A 13628-nucleotide genomic window follows, 5' to 3' on the forward strand; every position below is an offset into this window, starting at 1 on the left:
GTCACTCCTTTAGTAATACATTTCTAGTACAATATCTGAACCGCTGCTATACATAGAAAAATCTTTCTTATTAAATGTGAAGTACACTTGTTTAGATAGATTTTTTTCTTGAAACTGCATCATCTTTTTAAGCTCCTCGTCTTTATGTTTACCTACAAATAGCTCTAAAATAGCATCAAAGTAACCTTTACTATTGGGCATCTCTTTTGACTTTGGATAGCGAACAATTACTTTTCGATCTGATCCATTACTTACCCCTGTGCTCAATTCCACATGAGGTCGTAAATGAAACATTCCAGTACGTGTAAAATAAGTATAACTTTCATAATCTTCTTGATTGGAAAAAACTCTCATAGTATTACCTCTATCAATTTGTAGATAACCATTAGTAATGTGTTTTTTTCCTAATAGCACTAATTCGTTATAAGTATCGTATTTAAATTTATCACTATACAAAGTTATGTATCCTTCAACTTCTGTATAATACTGCCCCTCCAAATCAGGTTTGTATGGTGTTCGAAAAGACGAATCGCGCAGTCTAAGAACCATTGTCAATGCTTCGGCTCTCGTTACATAACGATGCGGATAAAAATAACCATCGGGATAACCATTCATTAGTCCAGAAATTAATAAACTTGCTCTATATGCGCCGACTTTATCTGTAAAAGTATTAAAGTCTTTTAGACCACTATTATTCCTTACAAATTCCGTATAATTCGAATCAAAACTGCCTTCAAAATGATTAAACCATTCCGCGAGCAAATAGCCCGCTTCCTCCCGCTTAATTTGTTTCCCAAACCGCTTATAATCCTTCGGAAACACGCTATCGAATTCCAACAAGTACGGCATTTCATAAAGCATATCTATGTATGGTTTCGCCCAATACCCTGTCTTAGCTGTCTGAAAATCAAACTGATTTTTACGAACAGCAGCTTTAATTTCACTTAAAAAACCTGGCTGGTATGTGGACAAAAACTCATACCACTCCGGATCAAAAATAGTATAACCATCTACATCTGCAGAAAAAGCTCGCAGCATCATGACAATAAACTGATCCGCTTGTACGATATCATTCGGCCGGAATGTCCCATCTGGAAAGCCATCCACCAAGCCTTTTTCGTAAGCTTTTAATATACTTTCCTTTGCCCAATGCTTCTCTATGTCGTTAAAAGGCAGCTCCGCTTCCTCTGCTTGAACCGTAGTCGTGTAAGGAAAAGCCGTAATAAATAGTGTCAAAGTAAGTAATGCAATCATCATTTTTTTCAAAGCATAAACCTCCTAAGTAATAGAAACTCATTCATTATCCTATTACTTCTATTCTACGTATAAATACCCACTCCTTTGTCATATGTGGGATTTTTAGGCTACTGAAAAGCTCTAGAGTTACTTAAATAGTCCAGTTAACAGACCCAAATCGGAGTGTTCGAGAGGCTGTCCATTTTTTAACGAATCTTCAATGCGCTATTTCACGTAAAATGGTACTTTTTTAAATTCTTACAAATCGTAGAGGCGCTATCTGTGAACAAATGCTCATTTGGCCAGCGTTTTACAGCCAATAAGCATGCTACGATTCGTTACATTTTCAAAACAAGCTTTTTCGATGTAATAACGCTACTAGGATTCGTTACATTTTCAAAGCAAGCTTTTTCGGTGTAATAAGGTTACTCGGGAGACTGTCGATTCATTGTGGATAGTTGCAACAACCAAAAGAAGTGGTGGCCCTGCGATCAAGATTGGGATTCCGACCGCTGTTGTAGTCTAATTTTTATGAATAAATAACCCCTGTAAAGGAAAAAATCAGCCTACAAAGGCGGACGCTGCCGCTTCTCCATTCCCATTCTTGCTCTCCGTTTCCCCTTTCTCATTACTTATCAATAGTTGCCCATAATGCATCGACAGTTTCCTCGGATTCGATAGAGGTTTCCAAAACGAGTTTCTCAACAGCGTATACCATACTTTCTCCACCACCACTTTTTCACTCATTAAAATACTGCTGCAATCGATCAAGTATAACGACCGCTTCAGCACGAGTAACAGATCGCTCAGGTTTGAAGCTACCGTCCGGATAGCCGCTAATAATACTAAAGCGCTGCACTCGCTCAATCGCTTTACTATAATCCCGAAGAGTGACCTGCTGCTCCAAAATAGTCTCGTCCATTTTACTCTTCTTGAATTCAACTTTAGGAATTCTCCCATCGCTGCTCTCATCAGTCAGTTCCAATACAGCAGCTATCATAGCAGCTGCTTCGTCTCTCCTTAGCAGAGATTCTCTCATCCTTTGATCCAAATCCAGCTCAATGCCCAGCAGACTAGCTGCATTAATAAAAGGTGTTGCCCAAACTTTCTGTTTGTCCTTATTGATAAAACTAAATTGCTGTAGGCCTAGCTCTCGGCGTAATTCCTCATCAATTACTTTCCAGCGAAAGGAACGGATCCACTGACGCTCTCCGTGCTGCTTTTCTTCCGATAAAGTTAAGATAAGCATTTTAAGAAATGCTTCTTTTGTAACTGCACGATCTGGAGCAAAATTGCCATTGCCTACACCTGATACGATACCACTTTTTACAAACTGTGAAATCTGTTTCTCAGCCCAATGGTTAGCAATATCTGAAAATAACGGAATATGGTAGGTTACCCCTACATAAGGAGCAGCTTCTGATTCAATAAAAAAGCTATATTTACCTGCTGAGGCGTTATTAACAACATATATAGCCTGCCAACTAACCTCATTGGCCGTCTTTACCGAATCAACTGGCTTGTTGATTTTATTGCTTGTAACTCCTTCTACTTTATAGCCGCTTGGAAATACTAATGATGACAGAAACGGTCCGTAAGAGCTTTCCAATGTAAATTGTACGGTTGCCGCAGAGACGGACAACTCTATTTCTATTAGCCTTTGTTTTTCTGTCGTGTTTTGTTTTTCTGCCGTGCTTTGTTTCTTTTTCACACTTTGATTTTCTTTCAAGTTATTCGACTTTTCGTTGTCTTCAAGCTTTGTCGCTGCCTCAGCAGAGCTGCTGTGAATCTCACTCCCTGCAATAGCCATTATGAATACCATTGCTATAAGTAATCGCCTCTTCTTGTAAATATGTTGTTTCACAATGAAACTCCCCTCCCAGTATTGTTTTAAAAACAAAAAAGCACACCTCCCCTTGATTAAAGGAGAAAGTGTGCTTCACTTTCGCAATTTGCGTATAAGCAAACATTACGATATAGACCAAATTATGTCAAGCAAATATTGGTTTGATTACGATTCACTTTGTACTGCAAGCTTCGCAGGCTTATACTTAAACAACGGCACGAGCAGCATAGTACCCGCCAGCATGAGCAATCCAGCAGTTGAATAAATGCCGACAAGCGGAAAATGAACCTTCAACTGACCTGCAACTAATGTCATAATGACCATCATCCCCATAAACATTGGAGTCAGTACGCCATTGACGCGGCCAACAAATTTTTCTTCCGTCCACTGAAGAATGAGCGTGCTTATGCCAATCTGAATACAAGGGAAACCAAGTCCGCTAATAAACTGCAGCACCAATGTCAGCGGCACGCTAGTTGACCACCCTACGCCAACCATAGTGAGCGAGCTAAGCAGCATGCCTATAGCAAGCAGCTTCTGCGGTGCGACTTTTTTGGAAATCGCCATTACTACGCCACCGCCGACTAGCATCGCAACCCCGTTGACCATTAATAGAAATTGCAAATATTCCTTGGGCTGTCCAAGTCTTTCCATGACGACGAAAATACCCAGCGTTTGCACAATTCCAACTGCAATACCCGCTAGCGCGAACGTTCCGCCCAATGATTTAAGAACGGGGCTGCGCCATACATATTTCAATCCATCGGTCAGATCAGACAAAAATTTGCGATCATTAGCAAACTCGCTTTTATCAATCTCTTTATCCTTCGGAATACGATAGAGCACGACCGCCGACAATAAGAACGCCACACCCATAACGCCTATTGAAATTTCGATGCCAAAATGCTGATAGCTTATTACACCTAATGATGGTCCAATAACCATAAAAATAGCGACTAACGACTGGAACATCGCCATAGCAGGCTGTAATTGCTCTGGACTAATATGCTGCTTGAACAGCTTCATAGCTGATGGCTGTGAAAATTGTGATAGTATGGCAGAAATAAATGTTGCCAGATAAACCATATGCCAAGAGCCATAAGTCAACGTAATAAGAACGACGAATACGGATATGGCAGACAAAAAGTCACACCAAATCATTGTAAGTCTAGGCTTCCATCTATCTGCAAATGTACCTCCAATAAAGGAGAACACAAATATTGGTAAAAACTCTACGAATCCCATCAATCCAACGGCGAATGGATCATTGTTCGTTTTGTCCGTGACAAACATCAAAATAGCAAAGTTTCTTACCCAAATACCAATCTGCAGCAATACGTTAGAAAGCAAAATTGTTTGAAAAAATTTGTTGCGAAATAAACTGCCTGTTGAACTTGCTGTTTCAGCCTGAGCAGACATTGTTGTAACACTCCTATCCTGTCTAAAAAAGTCTTATCATTCAAGAAAAGCTCAAGCTGCTGCTGCGGCTTAATGATAACCTTTAGATTGAAACGGTTGAAGCTTCTCCATCCATTTCTCCTTCAATTTATCTACTTCTCTTTTATAATTTCGTGCTGTTTGTGCGGACTCATGGACGTCAGCGGACAACACATCTTTATAATCATAAAGCAACGGCTGGTCAAAGTGAACCGTCTCGAGGATGAGAAATGAAAATTTTTGCTCGCCAAAATCTTTCCAATCCTGCTGCAGTTGTTTGTTGATATGTGATCCAAGCGATAAAGTAAGCTGTTCTTTATTCCATGCGCTTTGCAAATTGGTGGAGCTTCCGATATAGATGCGCCCGTTTTCTTCATTTTTTATTTGATAGACGCCCATCGAGCGCTTCTGCTCCTGATATTGGGCAACAAGCTCTGCCCGTCTGGCTTTATTATTCTGTTTGGTCATTAACTTTCACTCCTAACTTTTTATCCAATATTTACTGCCGTCATCCTCACGGTCCAAAAATCCGTATTCAATTAAATAACGCCTTAAAGTAACATAATCCTGCTCCGAAAATGGCTTTAGTTTTTCGTTGACATCAGCTTCACTATAAAAAGCACCACGTTCAAAAAAGCTGGAAATATGGCGCAGAATAGCTACCTTACGCTTCTCCTTGCGCGGGAAATTCGTTAACGGCCCGTTTAAGCCGCTTGGAAAATACTGCTTCAGCACTGCATCGTATTCTTCTTCTGTGAGCGCATATCGCTCATCAACTTGTGTTGCCGTACGATGAATCGGCACAAACTTTGGCGCAGATACAGTGCTGGCCTCCATCAATTCAATAATAGCCAGCAGAAGCCGGGCTTGCTTCGCTTTTTCTTTAAGCACAAAACGATGATTGCGAATAGTCGAAGCGCTGCCCTTGCCATAGCTCTTAACGATTTGAGCATCGGTTTGACCAGCAGCAAACTGCTCAATCAGCTCTTTTTGCAGTTCAGTAAGACCCGTCGCTTTTTTATCCATACCTAGCAAAGTCTGCAAAACAGACCCATGGGCTTCCTTAATATGATGCGCAACATACTTTCGCGCTTCGTAAAATTTATTGAGCTGCGGAAGCAGAAACACTTCCCCATCCTCGAAGGTTTCGCCGCAAAGCAAGCAACGATAGCAATTAGTATCCTCTTCAAAAACATAGCCTTGCTTTAATTGCTCCAAGCTCGCTGACCAGAACATTTCATCAAGCTGCATACAACACACTCCATTCCAAACATTCGAAATAAATGTTTACTAAATCAACAAACAAATCATAACATCATCTACTATATTATACACAAAACAGTTTCGAATTCAACAAAAAAGCAAACATTCTCAATAAATGTTTGCTTTTTTTCACTGGTAAGCCCCAACTATTCTATATTGCCATGCCAGTCCATTATTCTCTTTGATCCTTAGGTAGCAAAAACGACAATACACCGATTAACGGCAGGAAGCTGCATGCTATCATGACGTAGGCCATTCCTTGCGAATCCGCAATATTGCCAAGCACGACTGAGCCAAGCGCCCCCATGCCGAAAGCAAGTCCAGTTATTAGACCAGAAGCGGTACCGACCTTACCGGGCATTAGCTCCTGCGCATAAACGACACTTACTGCAAAACCAGATTGCAGAATAAACCCAAGCACTGCAATAGCCGGATATACCCAGCCAAGCGGCAGATACGGAATAATAAGCGCAAATGGAGCTGCGCCCACGATGGAGATTAACATCATCTTTTTGCGGCCAATCCGATCAGCCATTATACCACCAAAAAATGTGCCGATAACACCCGCTGCCATAAACAAAAATAGCGGAACCTGGGCAGCCGATATCGTAAGCTCGTAATTCTCTTTTGCATAAAATTGATAAAAGTTTGTAATAGCGGCAGAATACCAAGAACGGGCAAACACGACAATAAACAAGATCGTTAAAGCAAACATCACAACCTGCTTGCTGTGCAGCGGTTTGCGTTCGACTGCCTTTTTCTTCATTTTGACAGCACCCTCAGCTGCCAGCTGCGCTGAGTACCATGGCACAACCTTGAATAATATCGCTATTGCTGCTGCAGCCAGCAGCATGCCCCAAGCGGCACCGCGCTGACCTAGCGGAACAAAAATAAAAATAGTCATAAGCGGGGCCAAAGCCTGTCCGAAATTTCCGCCTACCTGATAAATCGATTGCGAAAATGCTCTGCGGTTGCCGGCTGCCAAATGAACAACCCGTGATCCTTCGGGATGAAATACAGCTGAGCCTAATCCTATAAACACGACAGATAATAACAGCAGTGCGAAATTAGGAGCAAAAGCAAGCCCTGCCATACCGCCCATGCTGCACAGCATACCTATTGGCAATAGCCATGGCATTGGCCTTTTATCAGATACTAAGCCGACGAAAGGCTGCATTACGGATGAGGTCATATTAAGTGTAAAAGCAATCCAGCCAACCTGGGCATACGTTAAATTAAGCGACTCCTCAAATATAGGAAATAACGCTGCAACGACTGACTGCATGGAATCATTAAGCAAATGCACCGAGCTGATAGCAAAAAGTATCATATAAACCGTTGCTGATTTCACTGCGCTTTGCTGTGGAGCTATTTTTTGATGGGATGACATATGTGACGAGCCGCCTTTCTAATTAAAAACCTACTTGCTGAAACGAATACTTACAGGGCTAACTGCGAACATAAACAAGCCAGTAAATTGAACATAGCATATGATAACTAATCATACAATGCATTTTTTATGCTGCTCGCAACGTACGTTTTGGATTTGCATTTCAAATAAGTAATCTGTTCGGCTTCTTTTTAATATTTTACACTTCACAATAGTAAGTCCATTATGTTATAATGAAAGCGCTAACAATCAGTATTCACATTTCTAAGGGGGAATTGAGATGATGAATGTGGCATTGCAAGAACGGAATGTGTATGAGAATTTTGAGTTAGAGTCGGATATTTTGTTTTTTAAAGTCGGCGTACAGAATTTGGTCAGCTTCCATGGGAGGAATTACAATATTAAAAAGAGAATGTCTTCCGAACAATTGAAGCAGCTAACCGACAACAAGAACTTTTTCGCTATTAGCTCCAGCTGTTTTATTAACATCGGCAAGATCAAATCCATTGCGAGCGGCACAATCTACTTCGGAGCAGATATCTCAGATGCGAAGCGGATATCCGTTAACCGCAGGAAGCAATCCATGATCCAGCAGCTATTTTCCAAAAGCATGGGAATTTCTCAATAATCATTTATAGCATTCAACCGCCTTGCTTCCCGTAACGAAGCAAGGCGGTTGTTTGTTTTGGCAAGCCCTGCTATTCTAGGAAGGAAGCAATTTTACTCAACCGATTCCAGGAGGTCAACCTAATGACAGATAAAGCTATTGGACGAGCATTTGAACAGCCTTTTCATGACGAGGCTGCGGTATGGCTGCAGTGGGCCAATTTTGAAGCGGCTGTGCTGCCTAATATTGGCGCCAATTTGATTGCGTTTCGTGATACATTGAATTCCATTTCTTTTTTGCGGGAGCCTGCAGCTGATCAGATGGACGATTTCCGGGCACGCCCGATTGTACATGGCATTCCACTGCTTTTTCCTCCAAACCGTTACGAAGATGGAAAATTCCCTTGGAATGGAACAACATATAATTTCCCGATAACAGAAGAGGCAAGAAACAATCATCTGCATGGATTTTTCCATAATGCCAAGTTCGATGTGCTTGATTATGGCACAACTAAGACCGAAAGCTTTGTCGTGCTTTCCATATCCGTTCATAAAGACCATCCGATTTATACTTACCTGCCGCATACTTTTACAATCCAGCTTCGCTATTCGCTAAGTGAGCAAGGCTTGTTCCAGCATGTGCAGGTGCGTAATGAAGGCAATGACGCACTGCCATGTCTAATCGCCTTTCATACTACGCTCAACGCGCCATTTGACTCTGCAAGCAGCAGCGATGATTACCGCTTCCAGATGACGATCGGCAATCGCTGGGAGATGAGCGAACGAATGCTGCCTTCAGGTAAATTCCAGCCGTTGCTAAAAGAAGAAGAGCTGATGAAATCCGAAGGCATCTCACCATTCTGGGCGCCGATGGACAACCACTACACCGCTGTTCCGCAAAACGGCCGCAATCAAATGGTGCTGACAGATACTCGTACAGGAATTTCTCTTGTATATGATGTAGGTACAGCATACAAGCAGTGGATGATCTATAATAATAACGCCACGCCTGGATTCTTCTGCCCAGAGCCGCAGACAAACCTGGTCAACGCGCCTAATGTCGATATTGATGCTGATACTGCTGGTGTTGTAAGCCTGGAGCCAGGCGGCATATGGGAAGAAACTGGGCGTTTGTATGTGAAGTATGGCAAGTAAGCTACGTATACATTGAATTATGTTAACATAACAAATGGTCATTCTCATCTATGTAAAACGGTCAGTCGGTAGTGTGCAGGTTTTTTAAGCGACCTGCATACCTCCCCTGGCATTTTTATAGGTGAATATCGAAATGAATTACTCTTTTACATGCCATTTTAATCCTAACAGGATGGGTGGAATAATATTAGAATTTATCCAATTATAATTACAATCCATACTAAGCCTTGCGATTTGTATAACCTCGTTCTCATCGACCTTCATTTTCCAAGGTCCGCTAATTACAACTTTACCTCGATTTATTAACTCAACTGCCTCTTCCCAATTGTATTCAATACCTTTATTTTTCTCTATTTCCTCTAAATACACTTCATAACGTCGTTGATCTTCTATTTCCATTTCATCGTTCCGTTCAGAATCCCATACCTCAACAAATTCAAGTCCTCCTAACTTGGAAGCCAGCACCGCATCTCTAAAATTATCTGTAGCATATATTCTTATACCAGACTCCGGAGTCTTAAACAAATTGCGTGAATTTATTGCCTCTAGCTTAAAATTCAACTTTTTAAAACCCTTGACTCTTCCTGACAGTCTCCTTTCCGGAATTGAACGATCATAATCAATAGCATCCATAACATTAAAAACATTTATAAGCGTAAGCTTGCATTTATCTTGTACAATCTCAGCATCTATAAACTGGACTTCTTCTGCAATCATCTTGCCTAATACTTCAAAACTTTTCTCACTAAACACCAAACTCCCACCACCCATATAAGGGAGATCATAGAATTTCCCTTTTTCTTCTATAGCAAGTTTTATAACATCTGTAATATTCATTGGCTCCCCAACAAAATCGGTAAAAATATCAAAAACTCTATCCCCAACCCCGTAAACACCCCTAGTGTTGTTATCAGATAATACTCTCCAAACTTTCATTATAAGCACCTCATTAAATTTACTAATTATTTCCATAATTACACTACTCATCTCTTTTTACAACACCTTGTTTTCTGAATCACTCTAAATTAAAACGCAAAAAAAATCGCCCATCCAAAGGATGAGCAATTTCAACGCACTTTTTTTATTTTCCGCCTAATTCATCACATCTGCAGTATGCTTCTCACTTTCCATCGCATGAGTATAAAGATCATAATAATGCCCTTTATTTTTCAGAAGCTGCTTATGATTGCCCTGCTCTACAATTTCTCCGTGGCTCATCACAATGATCCGGTCGGAATGAACAATCGTGGATAAGCGGTGTGCGATTACAATCGTTGTTCTGCCCTGGGATGCGATATCGAGCGCTTGGGAAATAAGCTGTTCCGTCTGCGAATCGAGATTGGCGCTCGCTTCGTCAAGAATAAGAATTTTCGGCTTGAATACAAGTATTCTGGCGAAGGATATGAGCTGACGCTCACCTGCCGAAAGACCGCTGCCTCTCTCGGAAAGTATCGTATCAAATCCATTCTCCATTCTCTTTATAATCGGCATAGCCCCGACAAAACGGCAAGCCTCGATAACCTCCTCGCGGGAGATCGTTTCATCAAACATTCGTACATTGTCAATAATCGTTCCAGAATACAAATACGGCTCCTGCTGCACAAGACCAACGATTCGATGCAGCTCTGCCTGCGGAATATGTCTCACATCCACCTTATCAATCTCCACATTGCCTTTCTGCACATCATAGAAGCGGCAAAGCAAGCTGATCAGCGAGCTTTTGCCCGCTCCAGTCGTACCGACGACACCAATCATCTCTCCTGCTGCAATATGCAAATCAAGCGACTTAATGACCGTAATGCCATTGGCGTATGCAAAAGAAATATTGTTAAAATCTACAGCTCCCTTCACCTGCTGAAGGGTTAACGGCTGATTGCCTTCTTTTTCATACTTGGCTGCCAGTTCATCGGTTACTTCCGGCTTAATCGCAAAAACAGACCATATCCGTGACATCGCTACCGTTGCGGATTGCAATGTATTCCACTGTTGGGTAATCGTATTGATGGGCTGGAAAAACTGGCGAATGTACGTAATAAACGCATAAAGCACGCCGAATTCAATTTCATGGCTAAGCACAGCTCTTCCGCCAATCCACGTAACAAGCGCAATCGTTAGATTTGACAGCAACTCGAATGTGCGGCCAAAAATTACGTTCGTTCTAATCTCGCGCAGATTAGCGCTGAAATACGACTGATTTTTTTCAACAAACTGTTTTTCCTGCTCCTTTTGCTGATGAAATACTTGAATAAGATTCATGCCATTTAAATTTTCCGCAACGAAAGCAACCATGCGCGACAATCTCGAACGAGTAAGCTGATACGTCTTTCTCATATAGGAACGGAATAATATAGCGATTGTAAAAATAATCGGCAGCAGAATCAAACAATATACAGCGAGCTGCTCATCAAGCTGAAACATCATAACTAAAATAAAAATAAGCATCAAGCCGTCACGAAACAGACTTAATAAAACCTGATTAAAAAATTGATTCAACGCTTCTGTATCACTCGATACATTCGTTATTAAGCTGCCGCTGGAAACTTTATCAAAATAGCTCATTGAAAGCTTCGAAATATGCGAGAAAAGCTGCTTCCGAATACTGGCAACAATATTTTGCCCTACATATTGCAGCAGGTTACTTTGCAAATAAGTAAATAAAAAGCTCGTCAGCGACAGTCCAAAATAAATAGCGCAAATAATAATGAGCTGCTTATAATCCTGTTTGCCTGCCAATAAATTATCATCAATCGCAACCTTCATTAAATAAGGCTGCAATAAGTCGGATAGAATGGCGATAACGCTGCAAAAGAAAACACCCAGCACCGCTATGCGAAACGGCTTCATATACACGAGTAATGTCCGGAATGCCGGAACATACTGTGCTTTTGCGCTTTCAGGCTGTCCCTTCGTTCTTAAGCCTTCCTGCCAGTTATGTTGCTGAGGCCGCATTATAATCGCCCTCCTTCTGTATCGCGTATAACTGTGCGTATAGGCCGTCTTCCTTCAATAGCTGCTTATGAGTGCCGCGGCCTACAATTTCCCCTTCATCCATTACAATTATTTCATCCGCATGTTTAATCGCGCTTATTCGATGAGCAATAATAATCGTCGTCTTGCCCCGTCTTTCTTTTTTAATAGAATCAATAATTTTGCTTTCCGTTACGGCATCAACAGCACTGACGCTATCATCAAGAATAAGAATTGGCGCCTTCGTAATAAGTCCTCTTGCCAAGCTCGTTCTTTGCCTTTGTCCGCCAGACAGCGTAAGCCCTCTTTCTCCAAGCTTCGTCTCAAATTGATCAGGTAGCGCCACAATATTATCGTAAATCTGTGCCTGCCGGGCAGCCTCCTGCACTTCTTTTAAATCAGAGCTGCGATCAAAAAAAGCGATATTGTCACGCAGCGATGTGCTGAATAAAAAGCCGTCCTGCGGAACATAGCCTATACCTGTGCGCAGGTCTTTGAGCGATAGCTGGCGGATGTCCTCGCCGCCGATAAAGATTGTGCCTGCAGGCGCATCATAAGTGCGCAGCAGCAGCTTCATTAAAGTAGTCTTGCCGCTGCCGGTTCGACCAATAATGCCTACCGTCATGCCAGGCGCAATGTTTAGGTTAATATCCTTTAGAACAGGCGCCGCTGTGTTGCGATAAGAAAAATTCAAATGGCTGATAACAATCGGCGAGCGCTGAAACTCTACTTGCTTCGGCTGCTCCAGTTCTATAATTTCCGAGGTCGTAGACAACAGCTCATTAAGGCGTTCCAACGAGGCTCGCGAGCGCTGAATCGAATTAATGACATTGCCAATTTGCTGCAAAGGGTTCATAAGCATACGAATGTAAAGCGTTAGAGATACAAAATTACCAATTGAAATTTGATTATTTATTGTCAAATAACCGCCAAATGCCAGCGCTATAACTAACGAAATCGTGCCAAGAAAAGGGATTAGCGCCTGAAAAAAAGACGATACGCGAACGAGCCGCAGCTGTTCCTGCCTAATATTATCGACAGTGCCGCCGAAACGCCCGTTCATAATCGGTTCCACTGCAAACTTTTTCGTAACGCGAATGCCGCCAAATTGCTCCTCAGCTGTTTCCGTCATTTTGCCAAGCGCCTCTTGCACTCTACGGGATCGCTGCTTAATAAGAGGACCTAGCGTCGTCACAATAATCGGAATGAACAGAATAGGGACAACTGATGCCAATATTAAATAAAAAGGAATTCCGATAATCAGCATCATCGATACGGTTGACACTAATAGGATCGTCGCGTTAGCCGCCTGATTAATTCCCATCGAAATCGATTCTCTCACAGCGGTTACATCATTCATGAAATAGCTGAGCAGCTTGCCGACGCCATTTTTGGAATAAAATCGCTCGCTCAGGCTAGTGAAATGGCGAAACAGTCTACCGCGTACGATATATTCAAACTTTCTGCCGACACGCATAATGAGATACATGGCAACGCCGTTGAAAATAACATGCCCTACCCCTACCAGAAGAAGCAGTGCGCTGTATTGCAAAATCATGTCGGATGATAGCCCTTCAATGCTAAGCTTATCTGTAAATTGACCGAGCAACTTAGGAAAAAAAACATGAAAAACATTCGCCACCAAATGAAACATGATGGAAAAAGCGTAAATATACCAGGATTTCCGAAAAAAATCGGCCAAAATCCTTTGAGATTTCATATAAAAAT

General features: G+C 41.8%; 12 protein-coding genes. 2 read left to right on the forward strand and 10 right to left on the reverse strand.

Features of this window, described 5'->3' with window-relative positions:
* Nucleotides 1-9 precede the first annotated feature (9 nt).
* The 7 genes from V1L65_RS13330 to V1L65_RS13360 all read right to left on the reverse strand — a co-directional run bounded on the left by V1L65_RS13330 (nucleotide 10) and on the right by V1L65_RS13360 (nucleotide 7172).
* A complete protein-coding gene (locus V1L65_RS13330; protein ID WP_331699764.1) occupies nucleotides 10-1257 on the reverse strand; it encodes an S-layer homology domain-containing protein in 1248 nt (415 codons plus the stop codon).
* Nucleotides 1258-1797: 540 nt separating this feature from the next.
* Nucleotides 1798-1983 carry a hypothetical protein gene (locus V1L65_RS13335; RefSeq protein ID WP_331699657.1) on the reverse strand — a complete coding sequence of 62 codons (186 nt, stop codon included), beginning with the start codon at nucleotides 1981-1983 and terminating at the stop codon, nucleotides 1798-1800.
* Nucleotides 1976-3100, reverse strand: coding sequence for an S-layer homology domain-containing protein (locus tag V1L65_RS13340; protein WP_331699658.1), 1125 nt, complete (start codon nucleotides 3098-3100; stop codon nucleotides 1976-1978). The genes V1L65_RS13335 and V1L65_RS13340 overlap by 8 nt, the downstream gene beginning before the upstream one ends.
* Nucleotides 3101-3247: 147 nt before the next feature.
* Nucleotides 3248-4501, reverse strand: coding sequence for an MFS transporter (locus V1L65_RS13345; RefSeq protein WP_331699659.1), 1254 nt, complete (start codon nucleotides 4499-4501; stop codon nucleotides 3248-3250).
* A 69-nt stretch (nucleotides 4502-4570) separates the two neighbouring features.
* Nucleotides 4571-4987 carry a GIY-YIG nuclease family protein gene (locus V1L65_RS13350; protein WP_331699660.1) on the reverse strand — a complete coding sequence of 139 codons (417 nt, stop codon included), beginning with the start codon at nucleotides 4985-4987 and terminating at the stop codon, nucleotides 4571-4573.
* A 12-nt stretch (nucleotides 4988-4999) separates the two neighbouring features.
* A complete protein-coding gene (locus tag V1L65_RS13355) occupies nucleotides 5000-5770 on the reverse strand; it encodes a DUF2087 domain-containing protein (protein WP_331699661.1) in 771 nt (256 codons plus the stop codon).
* A 184-nt stretch (nucleotides 5771-5954) separates the two neighbouring features.
* Nucleotides 5955-7172: an MFS transporter gene (locus tag V1L65_RS13360; RefSeq protein ID WP_331699662.1), complete on the reverse strand. Its 1218-nt coding sequence runs from the start codon at nucleotides 7170-7172 to the stop codon at nucleotides 5955-5957.
* Nucleotides 7173-7452: 280 nt separating this feature from the next.
* Here V1L65_RS13360 and V1L65_RS13365 point away from each other — a divergent pair, with 280 nt between their 5' ends.
* Nucleotides 7453-7800, forward strand: coding sequence for a LytTR family transcriptional regulator DNA-binding domain-containing protein (locus tag V1L65_RS13365; protein ID WP_331699663.1), 348 nt, complete (start codon nucleotides 7453-7455; stop codon nucleotides 7798-7800).
* 122 nt (nucleotides 7801-7922) lie between these two features.
* Nucleotides 7923-8933: an aldose 1-epimerase gene (locus V1L65_RS13370; protein ID WP_331699664.1), complete on the forward strand. Its 1011-nt coding sequence runs from the start codon at nucleotides 7923-7925 to the stop codon at nucleotides 8931-8933.
* Between the two features lie 138 nt (nucleotides 8934-9071).
* Here the strand turns inward: V1L65_RS13370 and V1L65_RS13375 are convergent, their stop codons facing one another.
* From V1L65_RS13375 to V1L65_RS13385, 3 genes are all read right to left on the reverse strand, one after another.
* Nucleotides 9072-9920 (reverse strand): imm11 family protein, encoded by an 849-nt coding sequence (locus V1L65_RS13375; protein ID WP_331699665.1) that lies wholly within the window; start codon nucleotides 9918-9920, stop codon nucleotides 9072-9074.
* 105 nt (nucleotides 9921-10025) lie between these two features.
* Nucleotides 10026-11882, reverse strand: coding sequence for an ABC transporter ATP-binding protein (locus V1L65_RS13380; RefSeq protein WP_331699666.1), 1857 nt, complete (start codon nucleotides 11880-11882; stop codon nucleotides 10026-10028).
* Nucleotides 11863-13620, reverse strand: coding sequence for an ABC transporter ATP-binding protein (locus V1L65_RS13385; protein WP_331699667.1), 1758 nt, complete (start codon nucleotides 13618-13620; stop codon nucleotides 11863-11865). Before V1L65_RS13385 ends, V1L65_RS13380 begins: the two co-directional genes overlap by 20 nt.
* Nucleotides 13621-13628 lie beyond the last annotated feature (8 nt).

The sequence above is a fragment of the Paenibacillus sp. IITD108 genome (assembly GCF_036541265.1).
Lineage (GTDB): Bacteria > Bacillota > Bacilli > Paenibacillales > Paenibacillaceae > Pristimantibacillus.

Bases quoted from the DNA above. Each gene is read 5' to 3' on its own strand.
- V1L65_RS13355 (WP_331699661.1), bottom strand. From the start codon at position 5,770: ATGCAGCTTGATGAAATGTTCTGGTCAGCGAGCTTGGAGCAATTAAAG.
- V1L65_RS13345 (WP_331699659.1), bottom strand. From the start codon at position 4,501: ATGTCTGCTCAGGCTGAAACAGCAAGTTCAACAGGCAGTTTATTTCGC.
- V1L65_RS13365 (WP_331699663.1), top strand. From the start codon at position 7,453: ATGATGAATGTGGCATTGCAAGAACGGAATGTGTATGAGAATTTTGAG.
- V1L65_RS13375 (WP_331699665.1), bottom strand. From the start codon at position 9,920: ATGAGTAGTGTAATTATGGAAATAATTAGTAAATTTAATGAGGTGCTT.
- V1L65_RS13360 (WP_331699662.1), bottom strand. From the start codon at position 7,172: ATGTCATCCCATCAAAAAATAGCTCCACAGCAAAGCGCAGTGAAATCA.
- V1L65_RS13370 (WP_331699664.1), top strand. From the start codon at position 7,923: ATGACAGATAAAGCTATTGGACGAGCATTTGAACAGCCTTTTCATGAC.
- V1L65_RS13350 (WP_331699660.1), bottom strand. From the start codon at position 4,987: ATGACCAAACAGAATAATAAAGCCAGACGGGCAGAGCTTGTTGCCCAA.
- V1L65_RS13330 (WP_331699764.1), bottom strand. From the start codon at position 1,257: ATGATGATTGCATTACTTACTTTGACACTATTTATTACGGCTTTTCCT.
- V1L65_RS13380 (WP_331699666.1), bottom strand. From the start codon at position 11,882: ATGCGGCCTCAGCAACATAACTGGCAGGAAGGCTTAAGAACGAAGGGA.
- V1L65_RS13385 (WP_331699667.1), bottom strand. From the start codon at position 13,620: ATGAAATCTCAAAGGATTTTGGCCGATTTTTTTCGGAAATCCTGGTAT.
- V1L65_RS13335 (WP_331699657.1), bottom strand. From the start codon at position 1,983: ATGAGTGAAAAAGTGGTGGTGGAGAAAGTATGGTATACGCTGTTGAGA.